The following is a 24,451-nucleotide window of genomic DNA, read 5'->3' on the forward strand; positions in this document are numbered from 1 at the left end:
CTTGTTACCAACGCCAACCAAATATACCCTGGTGGCCGGAGCCGGGGAAGGACAGACACCCTTAAACGCCTTTGACCGGGCACTTTTAGAGTCAGGAGCCGGTAACGTCAATCTAATCCGGGTAAGCAGCATCCTGCCGCCCGGTGCCCGGTACGTGGAAACCCTCCCCCTGCCTCCGGGAGCCCTGGTGCCCGTAGCCTACGGGGCCATAAAATCCAGCACCCCCGGCGACCGCATTGCCGCCGCCGTGGCCGTGGGCATCCCCGAACAGGGCTTTGGAGTGATTATGGAATACTCCGGATACAATTACCGGGAAGAGGCGGAACGGATTATCCGCCAGATGGTGGAGGAAGCCTTTGCCATGCGGGGAATGGAAATAAAAACATATATGGTGAAAGCGGTGGAACACCGGGTACAAAAAGCCGGCGCCGCCTTCGCCGGCCTTTTGATGTGGTATTGAGCCAGGAACCGGGCAACCTGCCCGGTCTTTTTTATTGTTGCATTAACCCCCCTCCCCCCTTTTCCTGCCCGCCAATTCGGGATAAAATAAAGTGGATTATCCGGTACCATCCAAAGGCGGTTGAAGACCATGCGCATCATTGTGGCCATAACCGGCGCATCCGGAGCCATTTACGGCATAACCCTGCTGGAACAACTGCGCCTTTTGCACATTGAAACCCACTTTATTTACAGCCCGTGGGGGGTAAAAACCATCGCCCTGGAAACCGGCCTGACCCTGGACCAGGCCACAACCCTGAGCAGTTACTGTTATCCGGCCAGCGATCTTACCGCGCCGGTGGCCAGCGGGTCCTTTTTGCACCAGGGTATGGTTGTCGCCCCCTGCAGCATGAAAACCCTGGCGGCCATTGCCTGTGGTTTGGCCGACAACCTGATTACCCGGGCCGCCGATGTGACTATAAAGGAAAGGCGCCCCCTGATCCTGATGGTCAGGGAAACGCCTTTGAGCGCCATTCACCTGGAAAACATGCTCAAACTGGCCCGCCTGGGCGTGACCATCCTGCCGCCGGTACCGGCCTTTTACCATCGCCCACAAACCATCCAGCACCTGGTGGATCAAACGGTAGGCCGGGCGCTGGATTTACTGGGCATCACCCATAACCTGGGGGTAAGATGGGGAGAAAAGAACCACTAGTCTTCCAAAAAGCTGTCAAAGATGTCCACCAGACTGGCGGATCTGATTATACCCACCGCTTTTAGCTCCCGGTCCACCACCGGCACGTTGTGTATTTCATTTTTAATCATCAACAGGGCCACTTCCTGGACGGGAGTTTCCTCGAGAACATAAATTTCCCGTAACGGACGCATTATTTCCCACACCCTCATCCGGCCGATTTGCCTCATTCGTCCGGCGGCGGAACAGCTCAAGCAGGGCGCTGTCCAGGCATAACCGGGAAGCTTGACCACATGGGTATCCAGCGCCCGCAAAACCAAACGGATGGTTAAAAAGCCAATCAGACGGCCATCATCATCCATTATGGCCAGGGATTCCTGCCCGAGTTTAACAGCTTCCTTCAGTGCCCCCATGGCCTCCTTGAAGCTGGCCTCGGCGTGCACCTTTACCAGCCTTCTCACGGGAATCATTTTATCTTTTGCGTGACAATCAGTCATCTTGGCCACCCCCTCCAGGACAACCTGATTTCACCTCAAAAAAATCCTATAACATGTTTCTCTTTCTAAAAACCAGCAGAATAACCATGGACAAAACAAAGGAAAGGGTAACTATCCCTGGAAAGGCAGCTGCCGAGCGCTGGAAAGGCAAATCAACATTCATTCCATATAAGCTGAACACCATGGTGGGAATCATTAAAAGAATGGTTACAGAAGTAAGAAACTTCATTACCATGTTTAAATTATTGGAGATAACCGAAGCGTACGCGTCCATGGTGCTGCTCAAAATCTGAGCGTAAATATCACTCATTTCAATGGCCTGCTTGTTTTCGGTAATTACATCTTCCAGCAGGTCCTCATCTTCCTCATACATTTTAATCAGGCGATCATTTACCTCCAGCGGTTCCGGATCCTTGGCCAGGTGGGATTTGAGCAGCTTCTCCATAACGATCTCATTGGCTTTTAAAGAGGTGGTAAAATATACCAGGCTTTTCTCCAGACCCAACAATTTAATTAACTCTTCATTTTTTGTGGAGCGATGCAGCCTCTGCTGTGTCTCTTCGCTTTTTTTATCAATCTGCCTGAGATAACGCAGATAATAAAGGGCGGTCTTAAAAAAAATCTGTAATAAAAAACGGGTTTTTTTAAAGGTATAAAAACCCTTGGTCCGGCAGGAAACAAACTCATTTAAAACGGCTATATCCTCAAGACAGACGGTGATCATTATATTTTCCGTGAAAATGATCCCCAGGGGGATGGTGTCGTAAACATTATCCCGGATCACCGGCACCCGGATAATAATGAGCACACAACCTTCTTCCACTTCTATGCGGGATGTCTCTTCCTCATCCAGCGGGTATTCCAAAAAATCCGCCGGCAAGCCCAGTTGTCCAATCACTTGCTGTATTTCGTCCCTGGTAGGATTGACCAGGTTGATCCAGCTGCCCTTTTCACCCAGTACATCAATTTCCGTCAGCGTTTCATCCACACTTTTATATACCTTCAGCAATAATTACACACCCCCGTTTCTGAACTTTTCAGGGGCGGTCCCGCCTTCCCATGGTGTACCGGGACCGGCCCCGGATTTGGATAAATTCAAATGACTACTTGGGTCTGTGTCCACGGTATCACCTCCAAATAAAAAAGCCTTTACCATCTAAAAAAGCCGAAAACCCTGGTTGGCTTTCCAGCCACCACTACAGTAACAGATTTGTTCCAACACTGTCAAGGTAAATTAATGTTCCCTGGTGTAGCCGAAATCTTTTAAGTACGGGTCGCGGTTACGCCAGTCGGGTTTCACTTTGACCCACAAATCCAGATATATTTTCGACCCCAGGAGGGCTTCCATTTCTTCCCTGGCCAGGCGGCCCACTTCCCTGAGCATACGCCCCCCTTTCCCGATTAAAATGGCCTTCTGGGATTCCCGCTCGGCATAAATAACCGCCCGGACGTAAACCAGTTGCGCAGATCTTTTTTCCACTTCCTCCACCACCACGGCCACGGCGTGGGGCACCTCCTGATTGGTCAGGTGGAGCACCTTTTCCCGGATCAATTCGGCCATGATAAAACGTTCCGGCCGGTCGGTGATCATCTCGTCGGGATAATACTGCGGGCCAAAGGGCAGGTAGGAAACCACCAGGTTGAACAGCCGTTCCAGGTTTTCCCCCTCCAGGGCGGATACCGGAACAATTTCCGCAAAGGAAAATTTTTGCCGGAATTGATCAATCAGGGGCAAAAGCTCATTTTTATTCCCAAGCAGATCGATTTTATTGATCACCAGGAAAACAGGGGTTTTTATCTCCCGCAGCTGATTGATGATATATTCGTCTCCCGGCCCGGGGGCCGTTGCCTCCACCAGGAAAAGAACCACATCCACTTCCCGCAGGGCGCTTAAAGCCACATCCACCATGTATTCACCCAGTTTGTGTTTTGGTTTATGAATCCCCGGCGTATCCAGGAAAACCACCTGGGCGTCGGCACGGGTAACCACGGAATGGATCTTGTGGCGGGTGGTCTGGGGCTTGTCGGACATGATGGCCACCTTCTGGCCCACCAGCCGGTTTAACAGGGTGGACTTGCCCACATTGGGCCTGCCCACCAGGGCTACAAACCCGGAACGAAACTGTTCCTGTACCACCGTCGTACTCCCCCTCAACGCCGTGCCATTGTTATCTGGCCATATCCTTTTACCTTTCCACCGGTTCGGTGACGCGCACCGGCCCGGACCGGGAGGCCTCCCGGTCAACCGTTTCCTCCCCTTTCAGTTGAAAAGCCTCCGGGAGCAGGCCGGCCACCGTTTGCACCCGGTAGTCCCCCCGGTCGTTGCACATATAAACCGCCAGATCCGGTGCAAACTCGGCCAGCACCTGGCGGCAGGCGCCACAGGGCGCGCAGTATTCCCGGTCATCCCAGATGACGGCCAGGGCGGCGAATTCCCTTTCACCGTTGCTCACCGCTTTAAACAGGGCCACCCTTTCAGCGCAGATGGACAGGCCGTAAGAAGCATTCTCAATATTACAACCGGAATATAACCGCCCTGCCTGCGTCAACAGGGCCGCTCCCACCGAAAAACCAGAATAGGGGGCATAGGCCTTTTCCCGGGCGGCCCGGGCGGTATTGATCAATTTTTCCACTGGAAATTGCATCATCGGCAGATCAATCATTATTTTATACCTCCTCCCGCAGACGAAATACGGTGCAATAAAGCCATAAGATAGGGGTAAAAAACCAGAACACCCACCACCACCGCATTAATGGCCGCCAGCAGGACGGCCCCGGCGGCCACATCCTTGGCCACCCTGGCCAGGGGATGATAGCGCCGGGTATAAAGATCCACCACCGCTTCCAGGGCGGTATTGAACATTTCCGCCACCAGCACCAGGGCAATGGTCAGGCAAAGCAAAGACAGCTCCCCGGCGGGCACTCCCAGCATAAAGGCCGCCAACAGCACCAGCAGGGCCGCTCCAAAATGAAAGCGCAAATTGGCCTGGGTGCGCCAGGCATGGGCCAGGCCGGCCAGGGCGTAACCCAGGCTCCTTCCAAAACCACCCCGGGGCATACTTCTTCACCTGCCGGGAGGGAATTCCCTGGTCAAGCCCACCCTGGCCAGCACCGCTTCCTCCATTTCCCGCATGCGCCGGGCGGCCGTTTCTTCCTGGTGGTCGTAACCCAGCAGGTGCAGAACACCGTGGACGGTCAGATAGGCCACTTCCCGTTGAAAACCATGCCCGTACTCTTCACCTTGCCGCCGGGCCGTTTCCAGGGAAATCACCACATCCCCCAGCACCTTCTCTTCACCGGCTTCGGGCATGGGTTCCCCCTCTTCCATGGCAAAGGACAGCACATCGGTAGGGCAATCCACACCGCGATATTCCCGGTTCAACCGCCGGATATACTCGTCATTCACAAATACCAGGCTTACCTCGGCGTCCACCATCCTCCCGGCCAGCATCAGTGTCTCTTCCACCACTCTGGTCAACAACCCGGTGAGATGTTCAACCACCGGCACTTCTTCTTGCAAGTTGTTTACGAGTACCGGCACCCTTTGTCCTTCTCCTTTCCATTTCCCGGCTCAGATCGGGATATTCAATGCGGGTGTGGAAAATGCCGCTCAAAAACTGCATAAAGGCACTGGCAATGGTATCCAGATCCTTAAAGGTGAGTTCACATTCATCCAGCTGTCCGTCCATGAGCTTGTCCCTGATTATCTTGCGCACCATGGCCTCCACCCGGCCGGGTACACGGTTCTGCAGGGAGCGGACGGCCGCTTCCACAGAATCGGCCAGCATGACAATGGCGGCTTCCCGGGTCTGGGGCTTGGGTCCTTCGTAGCGGAACTCATCTTCACTGATATTTTCCGGATGACCGTTTTCCAGGGCTTTATGATAGAAAAAGGAACACAGGCCCGTACCGTGGTGCTGCTCAATAATATCCATAATGGACCGGGGCAGTTTGTATTCCCTGGCCAATTCCACCCCGTCCTTTACATGGGAGGTTAAAATCAAAGTACTCAGGGAAGGGGCTATTTTATCATGGGGGTTTTCCGCCGACATCTGGTTTTCAATAAAAAAATAGGGCCGTTTGATCTTCCCAATATCATGATAAAAGGCCCCCACCCGCACCAGAAGGCTCTCGGCGCCCACAGCCTCGGCCGCCGCCTCGGCCAGGTTGGCCACCATAATGCTGTGGTGATAGGTGCCCGGTGCCTCGGTAAGCAACCGGCGGAGCAGGGGGTTGCTGGGATGGGAAAGCTCCAGCAAATGTACCGCAGAGGTAATGCCGAAGGTACTTTCCAGGTAGGGCAGGCTCCCAATGGTCAAAATGGAGGAAAGAAGACCGTTGATCATGCCGAAACCCAGCCCCGAAGCAATCATCAGGCCATAGGGAATGTCCCCCAGCAACCCCATGATTAAAATGGCCACCGCGCTGGCCGCGCTGGTATAAAATCCGGCCCGGACCAGATCTCCCCGCTGGCTCAGTCTGCTCACGCTGTAAACACCCACAAACCCGCCCACCAGGGCCACCAGCCCGAAACGCACCTGCCCGTTGGTCATCAGGGTGACCAGGAAGCTGATCACCGCCACCACCAGCATGGCCAGGCGGGGGTCCAGCAGAATGGCCACCAGCATGCCGGCCGCCGCCACGGGCATCATATAACCCACCAGATTGCCCAGTTCGGGCCACTGGGGAATATTGATGGCCGTCATGGCCTTGCTCACGGCCAGAACCACCACCACGATAATACCCAGCAGGTAGAGGTGACCCGCATGCTGGTAGATTTCCCGGTTCTGCTGGTAAAGATAAAGCAAAACCACCACCATTAAAAGGGCCACCAGCAGGGCGCTTCCCAGCACCACCTTCCAGGGCAACGCCCTTTGGGTAAGGCCCAGGGCTTCCAGTTTGGCCAGGTGCTCCTTGGTCACCACATCGCCCGGCCGCAGAATAATTTCGTTCTGCCTGATGGTTACCATCTGGGGCGGCACCGTATCCATGGCCGCTTCTTTCAACAGACGGGTTTTCTCCGCATTAAAAAAACTGTTCGGGCGCAGGTAATAGCGGATCAATCCCTGGCCCAGTTCCTGGTAAGGTCTGGTCAGTCCTAAACGGGTAACCTGTTCAACCAGACCGGCCTTTGTACTTTCCAGTTTATCGGGGGTAATTCCCTGTTCGCTGTCCATGGCCTGGGCCACCAGTCCATTGACCACCCGTTCCAGTTGCTCCAGGGAACGGGGGGCGGGACGGGAAAGGGCCACCAGGGTTTCCCGGGACAGGGCGAAGGGGAGCATTTCCCCCAAACGACCGGCACGGGTTCCCTCATCAACTTTGTCGTCCGATTGCACCTCACGGACTCCCTGGATGGTTGCGGAAATATCCTGCTGTACCTTTCCGCTCACCAGGGGGTCCCTGTCGTATTGATCCCGCACTGCCGAGGCGGCCTGCCGCCGGAGTTCCTCCGTTTTGGTTTTATCTTCAAAGGTAATGCTGTGGGGGGCCTGAATATCCTCGGTGGCCACCTGGCCCTCCTTTAAATTGAGACGTTGGGGCACAAATTCTATGGTAATGAGCAGGGTAATAAGCAGGAAGAAGAGCATCGCAGCGCCCCCCCGCCGCACCTTGCGCTGCCCCAGCAAAGGGGCCAGCCGCTGCAAAACCCTGCTGCGCAGTGCGGCCAGATTGAGCATAATCCCTCACCCCTTTTACCCGCCAACCCCGTCCCCGTTTTCATAAGCACGGATGATCTCCTGCACCAGGGGGTGCCGGACAATATCCTCACCGGTGAGATAACAAAAAGCGATTCCTTCCACCCCGGCCAGGATCCTCTGGGCATGCACCAAACCGGAAACCTGTCCCCTGGGCAAATCGATCTGGGTGATATCTCCGGTAATTACCGCCTTCGATCCAAAACCCAGCCGGGTTAAAAACATCTTCATCTGCTGGTCGGTGGTATTCTGGGCTTCGTCCAGAATAATAAAGGCGTCGTCCAGGGTCCTCCCCCGCATATAGGCCAGGGGGGCAATCTCAATGATATGCCTTTCCAAATATTTCTGCGTGTTCTCCACGCCCAGCACGTCATAAAGACTATCATAAAGCGGGCGCAGGTAGGGATCCACCTTTTCCTGCAGATCACCGGGCAAAAAGCCCAGTTTCTCGCCGGCTTCCACAGCAGGACGGGTCAGCACCAGCCGGTTGACTTCTTTGTTGCGCAGGGCACGAATGGCCATCACCACAGCCAGGTATGTTTTTCCCGTACCGGCCGGACCAATGGCAAAAACTATATCGTGTTTGCGCATGGCTTCTATATACTGCTTTTGTCCGAGGGTCTTGGGTTTAATCTGCCGCCCCCGGGCGCTTACCAGGGTCACCTCCCGGGCCAGGTTGCCCAGCACATCCGACATGCCCGCCAGCGCAGCTTTAATGGCGTAATTAATTTCATGCAGGGTCAACCGGTTACCGGCCCGGTAAAACTCCTGCAACTGATTGAAGACATCCTTTGCCCGGGCCACCTGTTCCGGGGGACCGGCAATGATCACTTCTTCGCCCCGGGTAATCACCCGTATTCCCAGCATCTTTTCCATAAGTACCAGGTGTTCGTCATGGCGGCCGAAGATCTCCGCGGCCGTGGAAACGTTATCCAGCACTACCCTGGCTTCGGTGTATTCGCCCAAATTATCCCTCCAACTCCCTTATTGCCGGTCACCCGACGGCCTGGTGCGGGATGGACCGCCGGGTACCGACTCCGCCCGGCCGGAAGGTGAAGGCTGCAGCTCACCGGGGGTAAATGGCCGTTCAACACCTATTTCTTCAACGCTCTCCACCATTGCTTTCATACGAACCAGGTTTTCCGTACCCCGGACCACCAGCTCATCCAGTTGTTCGTGTACCACCGTTGCCCCCCGGGGCAGGCGACTTTGCACAACTGCCATGGCCCTTTCCCCGGCCAGGCGCCGGGCTTCAGCCCTGTCCCTGATCAGACGATAACTCTCCATTTCGCGATATTTATTAATGATTACTTCGACGGGCAGCTGAAGATTCCTCCAGGCGGGCAGTTTTTTCACCCGGGTTTCCGATTGATACTGCGGAAAGGGAATTGGGGAAGAACCTGCTAACATTATTTCCCTGGCCCCAATTTTCATACAAACTCTGGTAAATTCCCGGCCGGTGGGGCGCTGCAGGGTTTCCGCCAGCGGCGCCTCACCGTACCCTTCATACCACACCCTTGCCCGCACAATGCCGGCTGCATGTACGAAGGCGGGCTCACGCTTCACCGTTTCCGGGGGCGCACCTGGCGACGGCTTTTCTCCAGACGGTGGTTCCTCCGGTGGCGGAATGACGCCGGAGATCAAAACCTGTCCGGGAACCACCGTGTCCCCCGCCTTTACCGCCGCATGACCGTTGAGAACCAGCACCTCTTTAATTAACCCGGCCTTGCCGGCCACAATATGCACCGGGGAAAGGTTCTTACCTTCCGGCAGGGTTTTTTCCACCACCTCAACCGTTACCCTTGTCCCCCTGATATATACGCCGGTCCAGGAAACTCCGGGCAATGAGGTCCTGATGGCCTCCTCCACCGCCGGCGGATCCAGCCGCCAGCGGAGCACACCCCGGTTCAACCCCGCCCGGGAGGCCACCTGTAATATCTCTCCGGTGGAAAGCCGGCGGTTTCCGGTTACTTCGATGGACCAGATAAAAGAGCTGAGAAAATAAAGTCCGGCCACAAAGAACAGGGCTCCGGCGGCCAGCACCCGGCGTCTTGTAAGACGCATCCAGAGAAAAGGCAACCCGCTTCGTTGCTGAATACGAAACCGGCAGCCGGTACGTCTGGCCATATGCCTTAACGGCCACACCGCCCCGGGACGCACCCTGGCCCTTAAGGCCCTTTCCCCCAAACGGGTAATATCCCAGAGAAAAATGCCCCGGGTGGCGGCCATATTGATTAATTTCTCCGGAGATTCCCCCATTACGATTATGGTTACATAGCCGGTAAGAAAGTTCATCAATTTAAAGAGAAACATTCCCCTGGCCTCCTTGCCTGGAAAAACCGGAAAATGGAGTGGCGGCGGGACTCCTCGCCTTACCCCTTTCATGGCCTGAAGGTTACGGTCCTGATTATTCCTTCCACACAAATTTCATCGGGAAGTATGTTGCGCAGGATCAGGTGATCACCGGCAATTTCCAGCTCACCGTCCGCGATACCGATGCGCACCATCTCCGGAGTATATTCCAAAATGCCGCGATGGTTTTCGATAAAGGCCTGCAGGTTGCCCATAAGGACGATGCGGGGCAAATCCAATACCACATCACTGGGAATTTCCAGTAGATCCGACATTTGTTGTTTAACCCTTTTTTTGAATTCCCGCCAGGCCACCGACCAATCCCCCCAAACCATGAGATGCTCCTGTCAAAATATATGCAAGGGGGGAGGACAAGATTACCTGGACCGGCCGGAAACGGGAGGGAAGGATGGGCATAAAAAGATCTTCTGTCCCGCACTGGAATTATCAAATCTTCTTATAAGCAAAATAAAGGAGACCATATTTGAAAAATCGAAAAGGATGATATGCTAGAGGGAGGGCCCCGGCTGCTCAAAGGTGGCACCCTCCGCTTACAATACGCACCGGAAGCAATCCTTTGCAGCACGGGATTAAGCGAGGAGGTTTTAACCCCATGGACGAAAGAATACGGCTGACCGCCATGGCCCGGGCGGCGGGATGAGCGGCCAAGGTGGGACCGGCCACCCTGTCGCAGGTACTGCGGCAGTTACCACGTAAAGAAGACCCTCATTTGCTGGTGGGGCTGGAAACGGCCGATGATGCGGCGGTTTACCGTTTGACGGAAGACATGGCTGTAATAGAAACGGTGGATTTTTTCACTCCCGTGGTGGATGATCCCTATCTGTTCGGGCAGGTGGCCGCCGCCAACGCCCTGAGCGATATCTACGCCATGGGCGGCAGGCCCCTTTTGGCCCTGAACATTGCCTGCTTCCCCAACTGCCTGTCCCCGGGTATTCTCGCCCTGATCTTAAAAGGCGGGGCGGACAAGGTAATGGAAGCCGGGGCCGTCATAGCCGGAGGACACACGGTGGAGGACGAAGAGCCCAAATACGGCCTGGCGGTAACCGGACTGGTTCATCCCCAGAGAATTATCACCAATGCCGGAGCCAGGCCGGGGGACGCCCTGGTGCTGACCAAACCCCTGGGCACGGGCATCATTGCTACGGCCGTCAAGGCGGAACTGGCCCCGCCCGGCAGTGCGAAAGCGGCCATAGACTCCATGGTCGCCTTGAACAGGACGGCGGCCGAAGAAATGCTCACCCTGGACGTACATGCCTGTACCGACATCACCGGTTTCGGCCTTCTGGGCCATGCCGCGGAAATGGCCGAAGCCAGCGGGGTAAGCATTATTTTTCACCACGAAACCATGCCCCTGTTGCCCCGGGCGGAAGAACTGGCCGCCATGGGGTTGATTCCCGGCGGGGCATATAACAACCGGGACCACCTGGGAGAGAGGGTGGAATTTGCCTCTTCCATCTCCCCGGCCCGCCGGGCCATACTATTTGACCCCCAAACCTCCGGGGGCCTTTTGATGGCCGTTCCGGCGGAAAAGGCCGCCGCCCTCGTGGAAAAACTCCACTCCCGGGGTGTTAATGCAGCCAGGCTGGTGGGCCAGGTGGTATCCGGGGAAAAATGGCTCATCCGGGTGGAATAAAATTCTGTGAAATATTGTCGAAAGGATGAAGCCGTATGATGCGCAAGGAAGTGGACTGCCGGGGCATGGCCTGCCCCCGGCCGGTACTGGAAACCAAAAAGGCCCTGGAACAAATGACCGGAGGGCAGTTGGTGGTCACAGTGGACAACCCGGTGGCCCGGGAAAATGTGACCATGTTTGCCCGGAACGCCGGGTTCCCGGTGATCGCTGAGGAAAGGGACGGCCTTTTCGTTCTTACCATCACCAAAAGTGAAACGGGGGACCAAACAGCAGCAAAACCGGAATCCTCAAAAGAGGCCTCAGCGGACCGGGAGCAAACCCGTACCCTCACCTACTTTTTTACTTCCAACATCCTGGGACAGGGGTCCCCCGATCTGGGCCTGACCCTGATCAAAAGCCTGTTTAACACGCTGGCTGAGACCAATCCTGCACCGGATAATTTGATTTTTTTAAATTCCGGCGTATTCTTAACCTGTGACAGCTCCCCTGTATTGGAGCAGCTAAAAAAAATGGAAGCCGCGGGCACCCGAATCATTTCCTGCGGCACCTGTCTGGAATATTACAAATTAAAAGAAAAACTCCAGGTGGGCCGGGTAAGCAACATGTATGAAATCAACCAGATCCTGTCCGGCCCAGGAAAGGTGATCACCGTTCCTTAAAGGCTTATCGTCTTGACAATTTTCCCCCGGGCCTGCTATACTTTCTTCATACAATACCCTTGTAGGGTATGGGAGTGTTGAAGCCCTTGACCTATGTGGAACGAAACAAAGAAGATCTCCTGACGCGCCTGAAAAAAATCGAAGGGCAAATCCGCGGCATACAGAAAATGATCGAAGAAGATCGTTACTGCGTGGATATACTGCTGCAAATTAGCGCCACCCGCGGCGCCCTGCAAAAGGTAGCCCTTTCCCTTTTGCGCAGCCACACCCGGGGCTGCGTAGCCCAGGCCATACGCCAGGACCGGGGGGACGAGGCCATTGAAGAGCTAATGCAGGTACTGGACAAATTTACCTCATAAAATAGAATATGCGGCTCTGTACGCCCGCGGGAAAGGAGGGATTTTCATGCTCAGAAAGCATTACATGCTCCGTCCGGTAGCCCATTGTAAAGAAGGTTGCTGAATAAAGTCCCGGGCAAGACGCTAAACTGCCCGCAACAACCTGCAGGTTTTTCGGCCTGCAGGTTTGTTGCACCATAGCTCAACTTATTCAATCGTATCCATGGCCCCGGTGTCAGTATAAACCCTTCTTCTTATTAAAAAACCGCCTCCGGGGAAAGCTAAAAAGGGATTGACTTATCCCCGGCAGGGGGTTATGATCATTACAATCTACCCTACTGGGGTATGGTAGAAAGGGCTGCCACCTACAAGGAGGGGTTTGTCAATGCAACAGGTCAGTATTCCCGTGGAAGGCATGAGCTGCGCCGCCTGTGTGGCCCGGGTGGAACGGGCTTTAAAAAACACCCCCGGCGTTAACGGTGCACTGGTCAACCTGGTTACCGGAAAGGCCAGTGTGGCATATGACCCGGCAAAGGTATCCGTGGAACAGCTGGTGCAAACCATCCGGGAACTGGGCTACCAGGTGCCCACCGGGGAAATACATCTGACGGTGCGGGGCATGAGCTGCGCCGCCTGTGTGGCCCGGGTGGAGCGGGCGGTATCGTCCCTGCCCGGAGTGTTGAAGGTGGCCGTCAGCCTGCCGGCGGAGGCGGCCCGGGTCACCTTTTATCCCGGGGCCGTTACGGCGGCCGAAATTAAAGAAGAGATCCGCAGCCTGGGCTATGAGGTGAGCGAAAAGGTCACCGGCCAGGAAGCCCTGGACCGGGAAAAACAGGCCCGCCAGGCGGAAATCCGCCGCCAGGCCCGGAACATGTGGATTGCCTGGCCCCTGGCCCTGCTGGTAATGCTGGGCATGTTCCGGGATATGTGGATCTTCCCCCACTTTGTGCCGGAATTTATGGGCAACACCCTTTTCCTGTGGGCATTGACCACCCCGGTGGTATTCATTGCCGGCTGGCAGTTTTTTGTGCACAGCTTCAACGGCTTGCGCAAGGGTTCCACCGATATGAACCTGCTCTACGCCACGGGTATCGGCGCCGCCTACATTATCGCCACCATCAATACCCTCTGGCCGGAGGCGGGCTTTGGCGGCAAGGGGGCCACTTTCTTCGAATCGGCGGCCCTGCTCACCGCCTTCATCGTCCTGGGCCGCTACCTGGAGGCCCTGACCCGGGGACGCACCTCCGAGGCCATTCGTAAACTGATCAACCTGCAGCCCCAAAAAGCACGGGTGATCCGGGAAGGCCGGGAGATGGAAATAGCCGCCGATGAAGTGGTGCCCGGGGATGTGGTTCTGGTCCGTCCCGGAGAGAGCATTCCGGTGGACGGGCGGATTATCGAAGGGCACTCGGCGGTGGACGAGTCCATGATCACCGGGGAAAGCATACCGGTGGAGAAAAAACCCGGCAATGAAGTGATCGGGGCCACCATCAATAAAACCGGATCCTTTAAGTTTGAAGCCACCCGGGTGGGCCGGGATACCGCCCTGGCCCAGATCATCCGCCTGGTGGAGGACGCCCAGGCCACCAAAGCCCCGGTGCAAAAGCTGGCCGATTTTGTGGCCGGGCACTTCATCGCCGGGGTACACGTGCTGGCCCTGCTGGTCTTTCTTTTCTGGTTTTTTTATGGCTATAACGCCTTTTTCCGGCCGGACAGCCACTTTATCCTTTCGCCCTACAGCCTGGCCCAGGTGGGGGTGTTCGGCTTCGCCCTGCTTTTAAGCGTAACCACCCTGGTCATTTCCTGCCCCTGCGCCCTGGGCCTGGCCACCCCCAGCGCCATGATGGCCGGCACGGGCAAGGGGGCCGAAAACGGCATTTTATTCAAAGGGGCTGATGCCGTGGAAGCCACCGCGGCCCTGCAGGTAATCCTTTTCGATAAAACCGGCACCATTACCAGGGGTGAACCATCCCTCACCGATGTCCTCCCCGCCCCCGGGTTTGGCCGGGAAGAACTGCTCCGCCTGGCCGCCACGGCCGAAAAAAACTCCGAACACCCCCTGGGTGAAGCCATTATCCGCGGGGCGGCGGCAACAGGCCTCACCCCGGAGGAAATCGAAGAATTCGCAGCCATTCCCGGCCACGGTATCAAGACCCGCATCCGGGGAAGCACGGTGCTGCTGGGCAACCGCCGGCTGATGGAAAGGGAAGGGATCTCCTTTGAAAACCTACGGCAGCAGATCGAGTCCCTGGAAAACGACGGCAAGACGGCTGTGCTGATGGCAGTGAATGGATGTCCGGCGGGAGTGCTGGCTGTGGCGGACACAATAAAGGAAAACGTTACCCAGGCCGTCCACCGGTTGAAAAAAATGGGATTGGAAGTAATCATGATCACCGGGGACAACCGCCGCACCGCCGGTTTTATAGCCCGCCAGGCCGGTATTGACCGGGTGCTGGCGGAGGTGCTGCCCGCGGACAAGGCCGCCGAAGTACGGAAACTGCAGTCCCGGGGCCTGAAGGTGGCCATGGTGGGGGACGGCATAAACGACGCCCCGGCCCTGGCGGCCGCCGACGTGGGCATGGCCATAGGCACGGGCACCGATATCGCCAAGGAAACGGGGGAGGTAATCCTGATCCGGGCCGATTTGCGGGACGTGGTCTCCGCCGTGGAGATAGCCCGGGCCACCATGGGCAAGGTGCGGCAAAACCTGGTCTGGGCCTTTATTTACAACAGCCTGGGCATTCCCATTGCTGCCGGGATATTCTATCCCTTTACGGGCCTGATTGTTAGCCCGGAACTGGCCGCCTTCTTTATGGCCATGAGTTCGGTTTCGGTCACCCTGAACACCCTGCTGTTAAAACGTTTCGTCCCCTCCATGAAGAGGGGACGGAAGGAACCGGAGGGCGACGCGGCACAGCCCGTCCCCAGACCGGTCTAATGTTGGAATGAATGCTATTTGTCTGGAGCCGTATTGCCTATCAACCCGTGAAAGGAGTTCAGAACCCATGATCAATCCAGCCCGCCTGAGCGCCCTGATGTACACCGGCATTTCTCTGGCCGCCGCGCTGTTGTTTCTGCTGGCCACCTACGCCACCGGCAGGACCTACCCCCCGGTGGCCCGTACCGGTGGTGCCCTATGGGTGTTCATTTTGAGCATGATCATTACCATGCCCCTGGTCATCCCCTATGTAAACCGCAGGCGTTGAAAAAACGCCCCGGGTGGCCCCAATGACGTACTTTAAAGTAACCTGTTTTCAGCCCCCGGAAAGTAAAGGGACTGATTGTTCCCCCTGTAGGGCCTTGCCAGATGCAGGTCCTTTGAGCTAAAATAGGTAAAGTAGCCGGGAAAAAATCCAAACCGGCAGGAAACGTCTTTTCCGGATAAAAAGACCATCCATGCAGGGAATATTATAGCCAATTTAACAGGTGAGGGGGATGAAAGCATGTACTGGCCGCAGAAAGGTCCGTCAAACACCGACAAAACCATTGCCCTGGCGGTAAAAAGGGCCGGGGAACTGGGCATCGACCATGTGGTGGTGGCTTCCTGCAGCGGGGAGACGGCTAAGAAGTTGGCCGGCAAAGTCAAAAATCTGGTTTGTGTTACCCACCACGTGGGCTTCACCGCCCCGGGGGAAGACGAGATGCCCGCCACGGTACGGGAGGAACTGGCATCCCGGGGGGTGCGCCTTTTGACCACCACCCATCTCATGGGCGGGTTGGACCGGGCCGTGCGCAACAAGTTCGGGGGCGTTTACCCCGCTGAAATAATCGCCCAGACATTGCGCATTCTGGGCCAGGGGGTAAAAGTATGCGTGGAGATCAGTGTTATGGCCCTGGATGCCGGCCTGATCCCTGCTGGCAAAGAGGTGGTGGCCGTGGCCGGTTCAGGCACCGGGGCCGACACCGCAGCGGTAATCTTACCCGCCCACGCCAACCACTTCTTTGATACGAAGGTTAAGGAGATTATCTGCAAGCCCAGGGAATTTTAAAGGGAACGGCCCGGAAGCCGCTCCCCTTTTTTGGGTAAAGACCGGAAGACAAAGAGAAAACATATTCGTCATTATAAGGTCAAATATGTCATTCTATTTCAAAAAATGGGTTTAAAAATTTCACCGTTAAGAAGGAATTAGAAAGTTCATTATCGAATACGTTACTATGATTATTTTTATTATGGGGAGGATTTGCATGGGTAAGAAGATCACCTTATCAGTCATCAAAGCGGATGTGGGTGGTTTCGTGGGCCACTCCAGCGTTCACCCCGCTTTGTTGGAAAAGGCCCAGGGAATGCTCCAGGGCAGCCCCCTTCTGATAGACTCCTATGTGGCCCATGTGGGTGACGATATCAACCTGATCATGACCCACGAACTGGGCCGGAACAACGGCGAAATCCACCAGCTGGCCTGGGACACCTTTTGTGCCTGCACGGAAGTGGCCAAAAAACTGAAATTATACGGCGCCGGACAGGACTTGCTGGCTGACGCCTTCTCCGGAAACATCAAGGGCATGGGCCCTGGAGTGGCGGAGATGGAGTTTGAAGAGCGCAAGAGCGAGCCGGTGGTGGTTTTCATGGCCGATAAGACCGAGCCGGGAGCCTGGAACCTGCCCCTGTACAAAATATTCGCCGATCCCTTTAACACCGCCGGACTGGTCATCGACCCCAGCATGCACGACGGGTTTTTATTCGAAGTGCGGGACCTGATTGAAAACACCCGGGTCACCTTTTCCGCCCCCGAGGAACTGTACGACATGCTGGTATTCATTGGTGCCCCCGGCCGTTATTGCATCAAACGGGTTTTCCACAAGCAATCGGGAGAAATTGCCGCTGTTTCCAGCACCCAGCGGTTGAACCTGATGGCCGGCCGTTATGTGGGCAAGGACGACCCCGTGTGTATTGTCCGCTGCCAGAGTGGGATGCCGGCCGTGGGAGAAGTGCTGGAACCCTTCGCCCGGCCCCACCTGGTCAGCGGCTGGATGCGGGGTTCCCATAGCGGTCCCCTCATGCCCGTGGGCGTGAACCAGGCCACCCCCACTCGTTTCGACGGTCCGCCCCGGGTGGTAGCCCTGGGCTTCCAATTGTCCGAAGGCAAACTGGTGGGACCGCAGGACTTCTTTGCCGATCCGGCCTTCGACCAGGCCAGGCAGATGGCCAACGAAATTGCCGGCTACATGCGCAGCCTGGGACCCTTTGAGCCGCACCGCCTGCACCTGGATGAAATGGAATATACCACCATGCCCCTGGTGCTGAAAAAATTGAAAGACCGCTTTGAAAAGCTTCGTTAGTTAACCGGCCAAGGAAATGCGCAAACCATCAGAGGCGAAGGGTTCTCGTAACCAGACGGCAACCGGCAGAGAAAAGAGGGGGTAATTCGGCCCCCTCTTAATTTTTTACCCCGTCCCCGTCATGCCCTGAAGCCGGGTATCGCAAGCGCGTGGTTTGCTCTGGATAATCACCATATCCGGGGGTATTTCTAAAAGTGCGGTTTAATGTACTTTAACGCAACAGTTTATCCGTCTCCAGATCCGCTATGCCCGCTTCGCTGAAACTGGCCATCTCGTTGATCACCCGGCAGGCGGCCTCCACCAGGGGCATGGCCAGGGCGGCGCCTGTACCTTCCCCCAGACGCATATTTAAATGCAACATGGGCACCAGCCCCAGGTGCTCCAGCATCAGGCGGTGTCCCTGTTCACCGGACAGGTGGGAAGCAATCATAAAGTTCCTGGAGCGTGGCTGCAGCGCCGCCGCCACCATGGCCGCGGCCGTGGTGATAAAGCCGTCAATCACCACCGGTACCCGCCGGGCGGCCGCTCCCAGGATAACTCCGGTCAATCCGGCAATTTCCAACCCCCCCACCTTTGCCAGGACATCCAGCCCATCGGCCGGGTCGGGCCGGTTGACCTCCAGCGCCCGGGTCACCACCGCCACCTTACGGCGCAGCACCTCATCATTGACCAGCGTCCCCCGCCCCGTCACCTCTTCCGGAGCAAAACCACCCAGGGCGGCGGCAATGGCGCTGCTGGGCGTGGTATTCCCGATGCCCATGTCGCCCAGGCCGACCAGGGTGGCCCCCCGATCGATCTCCCCCCGGACCACCTGGATGCCCACCTCCACCGCCTGCAACGCTTCCTCCCGGGTCATGGCCGGACCCCGGGCGATGTTCCCCGTCCCGGCCCGCACCTTCCGCTGCAGTACACCGGGATAATCCACCGGCACCGCCACACCCACGTCCACCACCACCAGGCGGGTGCCGGCCAGCTTGCCCAGCACGCCGATGCCGGCCACCCCCTGCAGAAAGGCCGGGATCTGCTGGTGGGTTATTTCCTGGGGCGCGGCGCTGACCCCTTCGGCTACCACCCCGTGATCCCCGGCCATGATGATGATCACCCGGTCATTGATCACCGGCCGGGGATTGCCCGTCATACCGGCCAGGCGCACCGCCAATTCCTCCAGGCGGCCCAAACTGCCGGGAGGCTTGATCAGACTATCCAGACGGCTCTGAGCCGCAGCCATGGGTTCGGGAAAGAGCTCCCCAATGGCACCAATTGTGTTTTCCAGCAACATAAAAAACTTTAGCCTCCTCATTTGGCACAATACGTACCCGTCTGTCATTTTCCCTGCCCGCTGGTATCTGCGTACGTTTCCACTAATACCACCCCGGGTTTACCCCCGCCAACAGGCCGGGCACCAGGCGCACCGGCACAGGAAAACCGTAAAATTGGTTCAATGGAATTATTCTTTGGCTGGTTTCACCGGACGGTCAAAATAGATATTCTTACCCGTGGCGGAAATGGGCACGCCTATCACTATGGCTCCCTGGATTAAACCCATCTGACGGGCTACCGTACCCACCCGGTACATAATCCGGTTGTCGGCGTTAAAAAGGCTGGCCGTCTTGACGGCGGACCCCAGGGCAATACCCACGTCCAGCAGGCGCCAGGCACACAGGGGACCGGGGAACTCCGGGCCCTCGTGGCTTTTTAAATCCTCGCAGCGGCTGCAGCCGCAGGCGCCGCAATTTAAACCCAGCGGTTTGTTTTCCGTCAGGGAAATGAGCAATACCGCATCGGAACGGCGAACATTGTCGGCATCCCGGTCAAAATTCCCCTTACCCCGCTCCCGGCCAAACCGTTCCATTTCATCGGCCAGCCTGGTCAGTTCTTCCCCGGCCAGTACCCGGGTGCCCACGTAATCCTGCCCCAGCCCCTTGGGTGCCGTGCGGGCCGACAAAGCCATCAACTGGGCCACCATCAACATGACTTCCTGCAAAACCAATCACCTTCCCACTGGATTTCAACATATATTCTACCCGCCATTAACAAATTTGTCCCCCATGCCCCTTGCCCCCACCTCATTCACTCAGGCCAATGCCATGCCTTTGTCATTAAAGGACGGCTCTAATGAACATCTACTTTTTAACCCCCCGGTATGATGTCCAGCTCCCCCTCTTTGTTTAAACGGGCCCTAAATGAACCCATCTCCTGGGAGAGGACCTGCCGGCGTTGTCCCACCTGCACCACGGCACCGGGAAAGGCCCGCTGCACCCGGATAACACCCGTGGCCCCCACCCGCACCACCGGCGGCACGCCCAGGGTGCTGCCCAGTTCCTGAATATCGGCATTTCCTTCACAGAAAATCTCGCCCCCTTTGAAGGAGCCTTTGATAATCACATCCCGTCCGGCATTAATGGTGGTATTTACACACCCCTGCCTGGTAACATGCACACTGCCGGAGCTTTGAATGGAAGAAGTCATGGCCGAATGAATAAGCACATCGGCCGGGTTGTCCACATTTTGCTGAAGCAGAACGGCAGCCGCCTCCACATCCCTGATCACCTCGCCGAAGCTTTTAACCGTCAGCGGGTTTAACCCCACCAGGCGGTTTAACGAGCGGCCGCAACGGGCAATCTCTTCGGGAACTTCCCCCCTGGCGGTGGCAATCTGCCGCAGGGTATTTTTGACCAGAGGGCGCAGGTTTTTAAACTTGGTATCCATCAGGGTCAATAACACCCGCCCGAAATCCACCCGGGAAAGGTTGTTGCCCTGATACTGTTTCAACTGTTCCAGGGCCTGTTTTAACAGTTCCAGGTTGGACTGGATATCCCGCAGCTGAAAGGAGAGCTTTTTGGCCCCGGGGAAACTGGTACCGGCCCGTAACTTGCTGCCGATCACCCCCCGGTGCACCTGCAGCCGGCCACCGCTGATCACAGTGGCCCGGGTAACCAGCCCGGTAATTTCGATGGAGCCGGTGGCCTGGACCTCCATGGCTTCACAGACATTGCCCGCAATTTTCACGTCCCCTTTAAATCGGATATTACCGCTTTTAATACAAACATCACCGTGATGAACGAGCAGGGGATCCACATGAAAGGTAAAGGTATTGCCCGTTCGCTTGTACCAGGGACGACCGTTGACCAGGGACACCACCCGGGTATTATTTTCCTGCAACTCCACCCCTTTCCCAGCCCTTAACTCGTAAACCCGGGGTGCAGGAGGTGGAATTTCTTCACCGGTTACCGTCCTTCCCGGCAAACCGGGCTGGGGAGGATGTTTAACCGCCAGCAGTGTCCCCTTCTCCACCGAAACAATACTGCTGGTTTCCCGGAAATCAATGCGTTTCCCTTCATCCACCTCCCCCGTCCTGCCCTGTCCGTTGTCAAACATTACCTCCACCCGCTCGTCCTCACCCGGTTGTGGAGGATCACCTTCGGCCACCAGCACCGGTTGCACCTGCGGGGATGCGGCAAAGGAAACCACCACCTCTTCTTTAATGCCATGAATTACTCCTGCCGCCTGCAGCGCATCCTGGATTGAATCCGGATCCAGAACGGTAACCTCCTCATGCGCAGAGAGGTACGCTTTTAGTTTATTGTCGCTGATCGTTACTTTGAGGACCTCTTGATTTTGATCCATTGTTCCCACCCCCCACCGCGCTGCAGGCAATCTCTATTATTAATTTCGGAATTTTTTTGCTCAAAATAAGTAAAAGAGCTGGTTTTTATTCTCATATTTCTTCGTTTTCGGCAGCCTGATTTCCTGCCGGAAACATAACCGAAATTACCTGTTCAGGTAAATCTGCCGTACCCCGGCGCTCCACCGTTCACGACCATTCGGCAGCCATGGGACGAATTTTTCCCTACGGGGAGGAATTTTCCCTTTCCGCTCGAAATAAAACATTAACCAGTAGTCTGGCTTTTCAAGAGGGGGGGGTGACCTTGTACCACCCGGGAGAGATTAAAACACCCGGACTGGAACTGCTTTTGGTTCTGCTGCGTCTTTTCATTTTTGCCGGCACATTGTTCCTGGTGGCCGGTATTGGCATTATAGTCCATTCTCCGGCCGTTGTCACCGGAGTGGTGGCCGGCATCACCGCCTTTACCCTGCTGGTTAGCGGCATCTTTGAAGTGGTGAATTACCGCTGCCCCCATTGCGGATACACCACCCGGACCATCAAAGGTTTCGGTTCCTACCGCTGCCCCCGCTGCCAGCAATGCAGCTACATCACCGGTATGTAAACCAGATGAAAAAACCGAACCGGTCCCCGGTATGGGGACCGGTTCGGTTTTCAGGCCGGGAGATTGGTTGTCCGGATTGGCCGGCAACCTGACAATATCAGGCCGTTTGCCCCAGTGTCCGCGAAAAAGGGGCAGCTTCCCCACCTTCATCCATGGCTTCCCCCGGTATGGGGAAATTTTCCTCCCGCTGTCTTTCCCTCTCCCCGGGCAGCGAACTTATATTCATGAGATCATACCACAAACAGTAACCCAGCATCCCTTCCAGCGCCCAGTAAGCACCCATGGCCTTGACCAGGGGCGGCCGGGCCAGGGCGACCAGGGTCACCCCCCCGATAATACGGGCCAGCCTGTCCACCGGACCGACATTTTGCTTCAAACGCATGTCCATTCACCTCATCCTTAGGGTGTGCCTGCGGAAAACAAACTATGCGGCACGCATTAAAAAACAGCCCCGGATATACACTAAAGGAGAAAACCCGGGAATACTACCGCAAACCGGCCAGGTAAGCGGTCCCGTCACAGCCCGCCGGGTCATTTGAAACGGGCATTTTACCGGCGCAACCCGGGAATCAACCCGGAATGATCCAAATTCCTGCTCCCGGGTATTTGCAACGGCCTCCTGCCGGAAAAACACGGAGGTTTATAAACAGGTTTTTTCATCGTAATTTGGCTGCCGTCCGTACGCCACATATTCTCTTCTTAATCAAGGCTTTTAATTGTTTACAGCGGGTTTTGAGAAGGGGGAATTTAAAAGTGGAAATGGCCACCCCGCTGCCTGCCGGTGAATGCCGGCCGGTCCCCCGGCCGGAGGAAGAAAAGGTCAGCTTCTGGATCAACGACCGGCCGGTAGAAGCGAAGAAAGGGACAAATTTGCTGGAAATATGCCGTGCCCGTGGAATTGACATTCCCAGCCTGTGTTACCTGCCGGGCATACATGAGGCCGGCATCTGCCGGGTCTGCCTGGTGGAAGTGGAAGCGGGGGGCAGGAGGACACTGCAGGCCTCCTGCGTGTACCCGGCTGCGGAGGGCATCAAGGTATATACCCACAGCCCCCGGGCCAGGCGGGCACGGAAAAGGGTGGTGGAACTGCTCCTTTCCGAGCACGAAATGGAATGCCCCACCTGCGTACGCAATTTAAACTGCGAACTGCAGCGGCTGGCCGACGAAATGGGCATCCGCCGGATCAGGGTCACCGGGGAACGGCCCAGATACACCGTGGCCAACAAAAACCCCTTTATTATCCGGAACTATAACAAATGCGTCAAATGCCGCCGCTGCGAGGCCGTCTGCCGGGAAGTGCAGGGAGTGAACGTTCTGGGCCCGCGCAACCGGGGATTTGAAACGGTCATTGCCCCCCCTTTCATGAAGGATCCGGGGGAAGTGGACTGCATAGCCTGCGGCCAGTGTATTCTGGCCTGTCCCACGGGCGCCCTGACGGAAAGGGAATACATTGATGAAGTCTGGCGGGCCATCGAAGATCCCGACCGGTTTGTGGTGGTGCAGACCGCCCCGGCCATCCAGGCCACCCTGGGCGAGGCCTTCGGCCTGGGTACGGGAACGATTGTGCGGGGTAAGCTGGCCGCCGCCCTGCGGCGCCTGGGCTTCGACCGGGTCTTCACCACGGAACTGGCCGCCGACCTGACCGTGGTGGAAGAGGCCCACGAACTGCTGGAACGGCTCAAGGGTCACGGGAAGCTGCCCCTGATCTCTTCCTGCAGCCCGGGGTGGGTTAAATTCTGCGAGCATTTCTACCCCGAATTTCTGGACAACCTGAGCACCTGCAAATCGCCCATGGAAATGTTCGGCGCCCTGGCCAAGACCTATTACGCGGAAAAAGAGGGGCTGGACCCCGCTAAAATGGTGGTGGTGGGCATAATGCCCTGCACGGCCAAAAAATTTGAAGCGGCCCGCCCCGAACTGGTTACCCGGGGCTTCAGGGACGTGGATTACGTCTTAACCACCAGGGAACTGGCCCGGATGATCCGCCAGGCCGGCATCCGCTTTGATCAGCTGCCCGACGAGGAATTCGACCAGCCCCTGGGCCTGTCCACGGGAGCCGGAACCATCTTTGCCGCCACCGGGGGGGTTATGGAGGCGGCCATCCGCACGGCCTACGCCCTGGTGGAGGGTGAGGAACTGCCCACCAGGCTGGAATTCCGGGAGTTCCGGGGTTTAAAAGGCATCAAGGAAGCCCGCCTGAAACTAAAGGACCGTACTTTGCGCCTGGCCGTGGCCAGCGGCACCAGGAACGCCCGCCGCCTGCTGGAACGGATCAAGCGGGGAGAGAAATTTCATTTCATTGAAATCATGGCCTGCCCCGGGGGATGCGTGGGCGGCGGGGGACAACCCATCCTGGGACGCCTCAACCGCCGGGAAGCGGAGGAAGTGGAAAGGCGCCTGGAAAGGGCCCGGGCGCTGTACAAAATCGACCTGAACAAAAACCTGCGCCGGGCCCACGAAAACCCGGCCGTAAAGCAAATCTACCGGGAATTCCTGGGCCATCCCTTAAGTGAAAAGGCAAAGGAGATCCTGCACACCCACTATACACCCCGGGGACGCACTGCGAACCGGTGGTTACACTGATTACAGGTAAACTTAAGGATACTTCATA

The 24,451-nt window shown here is 56.6% G+C and carries 25 protein-coding genes; 11 read left to right on the forward strand and 14 right to left on the reverse strand.

What is annotated here, in order from left to right; all coding sequences use genetic code 11:
* Position 1 precedes the first annotated feature (1 nt).
* On the forward strand, positions 2-460 hold the full coding sequence (locus tag GFC01_RS02970) for a pyruvoyl-dependent arginine decarboxylase (protein WP_152945153.1): 459 nt from the start codon (positions 2-4) through the stop codon (positions 458-460).
* A 129-nt stretch (positions 461-589) separates the two neighbouring features.
* A complete protein-coding gene (locus tag GFC01_RS02975; RefSeq protein ID WP_152945154.1) occupies positions 590-1,153 on the forward strand; it encodes a UbiX family flavin prenyltransferase in 564 nt (187 codons plus the stop codon).
* Here the strand turns inward: GFC01_RS02975 and GFC01_RS02980 are convergent.
* The 10 genes from GFC01_RS02980 to yqfC all read right to left on the reverse strand — a co-directional run bounded on the left by GFC01_RS02980 (position 1,150) and on the right by yqfC (position 9,994).
* Positions 1,150-1,629, reverse strand: coding sequence for a CBS domain-containing protein (locus tag GFC01_RS02980; RefSeq protein ID WP_152945155.1), 480 nt, complete (start codon positions 1,627-1,629; stop codon positions 1,150-1,152). The genes GFC01_RS02975 and GFC01_RS02980 overlap by 4 nt on opposite strands.
* 46 nt (positions 1,630-1,675) lie before the next feature.
* Entirely contained in the window at positions 1,676-2,638 is a 963-nt protein-coding gene (locus tag GFC01_RS02985) for a magnesium transporter CorA family protein (protein ID WP_152945156.1), read from the reverse strand.
* A 225-nt stretch (positions 2,639-2,863) separates the two neighbouring features.
* Complete coding sequence (era, locus tag GFC01_RS02990; RefSeq protein ID WP_341473719.1) at positions 2,864-3,766, reverse strand: GTPase Era; 903 nt, start codon at positions 3,764-3,766, stop codon at positions 2,864-2,866.
* A gap of 49 nt (positions 3,767-3,815) precedes the next feature.
* Entirely contained in the window at positions 3,816-4,292 is a 477-nt protein-coding gene (gene cdd, locus GFC01_RS02995; protein WP_194174775.1) for a cytidine deaminase, read from the reverse strand.
* On the reverse strand, positions 4,292-4,687 hold the full coding sequence (locus GFC01_RS03000) for a diacylglycerol kinase (protein ID WP_152945158.1): 396 nt from the start codon (positions 4,685-4,687) through the stop codon (positions 4,292-4,294). The genes cdd and GFC01_RS03000 overlap by 1 nt, the downstream gene beginning before the upstream one ends.
* A gap of 6 nt (positions 4,688-4,693) precedes the next feature.
* Entirely contained in the window at positions 4,694-5,170 is a 477-nt protein-coding gene (gene ybeY, locus GFC01_RS03005; RefSeq protein WP_341473720.1) for an rRNA maturation RNase YbeY, read from the reverse strand.
* Positions 5,124-7,310 carry an HD family phosphohydrolase gene (locus GFC01_RS03010; protein WP_152945159.1) on the reverse strand — a complete coding sequence of 729 codons (2,187 nt, stop codon included), beginning with the start codon at positions 7,308-7,310 and terminating at the stop codon, positions 5,124-5,126. Before GFC01_RS03010 ends, ybeY begins: the two co-directional genes overlap by 47 nt.
* A 15-nt stretch (positions 7,311-7,325) precedes the next feature.
* On the reverse strand, positions 7,326-8,294 hold the full coding sequence (locus GFC01_RS03015) for a PhoH family protein (RefSeq protein ID WP_152945160.1): 969 nt from the start codon (positions 8,292-8,294) through the stop codon (positions 7,326-7,328).
* An 18-nt stretch (positions 8,295-8,312) separates the two neighbouring features.
* The gene (gene yqfD, locus GFC01_RS03020; protein ID WP_152945161.1) at positions 8,313-9,641 is read right to left on the reverse strand and encodes a sporulation protein YqfD; all 1,329 of its coding nucleotides are present in this window, start codon (positions 9,639-9,641) and stop codon (positions 8,313-8,315) included.
* Positions 9,642-9,709: 68 nt separating this feature from the next.
* Entirely contained in the window at positions 9,710-9,994 is a 285-nt protein-coding gene (gene yqfC / locus GFC01_RS03025; protein WP_341473721.1) for a sporulation protein YqfC, read from the reverse strand.
* A gap of 299 nt (positions 9,995-10,293) precedes the next feature.
* On the opposite strand from yqfC, the gene selD reads away from it, so the two are divergent.
* The 7 genes from selD (at position 10,294) to fbp (ending at position 17,611) form a co-directional block, all read left to right on the forward strand.
* Positions 10,294-11,334 carry a selenide, water dikinase SelD gene (gene selD, locus GFC01_RS03030; protein ID WP_152945163.1) on the forward strand — a complete coding sequence of 347 codons (1,041 nt, stop codon included), beginning with the start codon at positions 10,294-10,296 and terminating at the stop codon, positions 11,332-11,334.
* A gap of 35 nt (positions 11,335-11,369) precedes the next feature.
* On the forward strand, positions 11,370-11,993 hold the full coding sequence (yedF, locus tag GFC01_RS03035) for a sulfurtransferase-like selenium metabolism protein YedF (RefSeq protein ID WP_194174776.1): 624 nt from the start codon (positions 11,370-11,372) through the stop codon (positions 11,991-11,993).
* A 95-nt stretch (positions 11,994-12,088) separates the two neighbouring features.
* Entirely contained in the window at positions 12,089-12,352 is a 264-nt protein-coding gene (locus GFC01_RS03040; RefSeq protein ID WP_341473727.1) for a metal-sensitive transcriptional regulator, read from the forward strand.
* Positions 12,353-12,716: 364 nt separating this feature from the next.
* A complete protein-coding gene (locus GFC01_RS03045; protein ID WP_152945165.1) occupies positions 12,717-15,269 on the forward strand; it encodes a heavy metal translocating P-type ATPase in 2,553 nt (850 codons plus the stop codon).
* 67 nt (positions 15,270-15,336) lie between these two features.
* Positions 15,337-15,537 carry a hypothetical protein gene (locus GFC01_RS03050; RefSeq protein ID WP_152945166.1) on the forward strand — a complete coding sequence of 67 codons (201 nt, stop codon included), beginning with the start codon at positions 15,337-15,339 and terminating at the stop codon, positions 15,535-15,537.
* A gap of 237 nt (positions 15,538-15,774) precedes the next feature.
* Positions 15,775-16,320 (forward strand): pyruvate kinase alpha/beta domain-containing protein, encoded by a 546-nt coding sequence (locus GFC01_RS03055; protein WP_152945167.1) that lies wholly within the window; start codon positions 15,775-15,777, stop codon positions 16,318-16,320.
* A gap of 196 nt (positions 16,321-16,516) precedes the next feature.
* Positions 16,517-17,611 carry a fructose-1,6-bisphosphate aldolase/phosphatase gene (gene fbp, locus GFC01_RS03060; RefSeq protein WP_152945168.1) on the forward strand — a complete coding sequence of 365 codons (1,095 nt, stop codon included), beginning with the start codon at positions 16,517-16,519 and terminating at the stop codon, positions 17,609-17,611.
* 211 nt (positions 17,612-17,822) lie between these two features.
* Here fbp and cobT read toward each other — a convergent pair whose 3' ends face one another.
* The 3 genes from cobT to GFC01_RS03075 all read right to left on the reverse strand — a co-directional run bounded on the left by cobT (position 17,823) and on the right by GFC01_RS03075 (position 21,238).
* Complete coding sequence (cobT, locus tag GFC01_RS03065; protein WP_152945169.1) at positions 17,823-18,890, reverse strand: nicotinate-nucleotide--dimethylbenzimidazole phosphoribosyltransferase; 1,068 nt, start codon at positions 18,888-18,890, stop codon at positions 17,823-17,825.
* 168 nt (positions 18,891-19,058) lie between these two features.
* Complete coding sequence (locus tag GFC01_RS03070) at positions 19,059-19,595, reverse strand: ferredoxin domain-containing protein (RefSeq protein WP_341473722.1); 537 nt, start codon at positions 19,593-19,595, stop codon at positions 19,059-19,061.
* Between the two features lie 146 nt (positions 19,596-19,741).
* Entirely contained in the window at positions 19,742-21,238 is a 1,497-nt protein-coding gene (locus tag GFC01_RS03075; protein ID WP_152945171.1) for a DUF342 domain-containing protein, read from the reverse strand.
* A gap of 296 nt (positions 21,239-21,534) precedes the next feature.
* On the opposite strand from GFC01_RS03075, the gene GFC01_RS03080 reads away from it, so the two are divergent.
* Positions 21,535-21,840: a hypothetical protein gene (locus GFC01_RS03080; RefSeq protein WP_341473723.1), complete on the forward strand. Its 306-nt coding sequence runs from the start codon at positions 21,535-21,537 to the stop codon at positions 21,838-21,840.
* A 97-nt stretch (positions 21,841-21,937) separates the two neighbouring features.
* On the opposite strand, the gene GFC01_RS03085 is transcribed toward GFC01_RS03080, so the two are convergent.
* Positions 21,938-22,228, reverse strand: coding sequence for a YgaP family membrane protein (locus GFC01_RS03085; RefSeq protein ID WP_152945173.1), 291 nt, complete (start codon positions 22,226-22,228; stop codon positions 21,938-21,940).
* A gap of 371 nt (positions 22,229-22,599) precedes the next feature.
* Between GFC01_RS03085 and GFC01_RS03090 the strand changes: the two genes are divergently transcribed.
* Positions 22,600-24,423, forward strand: a complete 1,824-nt coding sequence (locus GFC01_RS03090; protein WP_152945209.1) for an NADH-dependent [FeFe] hydrogenase, group A6 — start codon at positions 22,600-22,602, stop codon at positions 24,421-24,423.
* The last annotated feature ends 28 nt before the right edge of the window (positions 24,424-24,451 follow it).

It is taken from the genome of Desulfofundulus thermobenzoicus (assembly GCF_009428905.1).
In the GTDB taxonomy this organism is placed as follows: domain Bacteria; phylum Bacillota; class Desulfotomaculia; order Desulfotomaculales; family Desulfovirgulaceae; genus Desulfofundulus_A; species Desulfofundulus_A thermobenzoicus.

Coding starts and splice junctions, on each gene's coding strand:
- fbp (WP_152945168.1), top strand. CDS start 16,517: ATGGGTAAGAAGATCACCTTATCAGTCATCAAAGCGGATGTGGGTGGT.
- yqfD (WP_152945161.1), bottom strand. CDS start 9,641: ATGTTTCTCTTTAAATTGATGAACTTTCTTACCGGCTATGTAACCATA.
- GFC01_RS03075 (WP_152945171.1), bottom strand. CDS start 21,238: ATGGATCAAAATCAAGAGGTCCTCAAAGTAACGATCAGCGACAATAAA.
- GFC01_RS02975 (WP_152945154.1), top strand. CDS start 590: ATGCGCATCATTGTGGCCATAACCGGCGCATCCGGAGCCATTTACGGC.
- GFC01_RS03010 (WP_152945159.1), bottom strand. CDS start 7,310: ATGCTCAATCTGGCCGCACTGCGCAGCAGGGTTTTGCAGCGGCTGGCC.
- GFC01_RS03050 (WP_152945166.1), top strand. CDS start 15,337: ATGATCAATCCAGCCCGCCTGAGCGCCCTGATGTACACCGGCATTTCT.
- GFC01_RS03045 (WP_152945165.1), top strand. CDS start 12,717: ATGCAACAGGTCAGTATTCCCGTGGAAGGCATGAGCTGCGCCGCCTGT.
- yedF (WP_194174776.1), top strand. CDS start 11,370: ATGATGCGCAAGGAAGTGGACTGCCGGGGCATGGCCTGCCCCCGGCCG.
- GFC01_RS02980 (WP_152945155.1), bottom strand. CDS start 1,629: ATGACTGATTGTCACGCAAAAGATAAAATGATTCCCGTGAGAAGGCTG.
- cdd (WP_194174775.1), bottom strand. CDS start 4,292: ATGATTGATCTGCCGATGATGCAATTTCCAGTGGAAAAATTGATCAAT.
- cobT (WP_152945169.1), bottom strand. CDS start 18,890: ATGTTGCTGGAAAACACAATTGGTGCCATTGGGGAGCTCTTTCCCGAA.
- GFC01_RS03000 (WP_152945158.1), bottom strand. CDS start 4,687: ATGCCCCGGGGTGGTTTTGGAAGGAGCCTGGGTTACGCCCTGGCCGGC.
- GFC01_RS03090 (WP_152945209.1), top strand. CDS start 22,600: ATGGCCACCCCGCTGCCTGCCGGTGAATGCCGGCCGGTCCCCCGGCCG.
- GFC01_RS03055 (WP_152945167.1), top strand. CDS start 15,775: ATGTACTGGCCGCAGAAAGGTCCGTCAAACACCGACAAAACCATTGCC.
- GFC01_RS03085 (WP_152945173.1), bottom strand. CDS start 22,228: ATGGACATGCGTTTGAAGCAAAATGTCGGTCCGGTGGACAGGCTGGCC.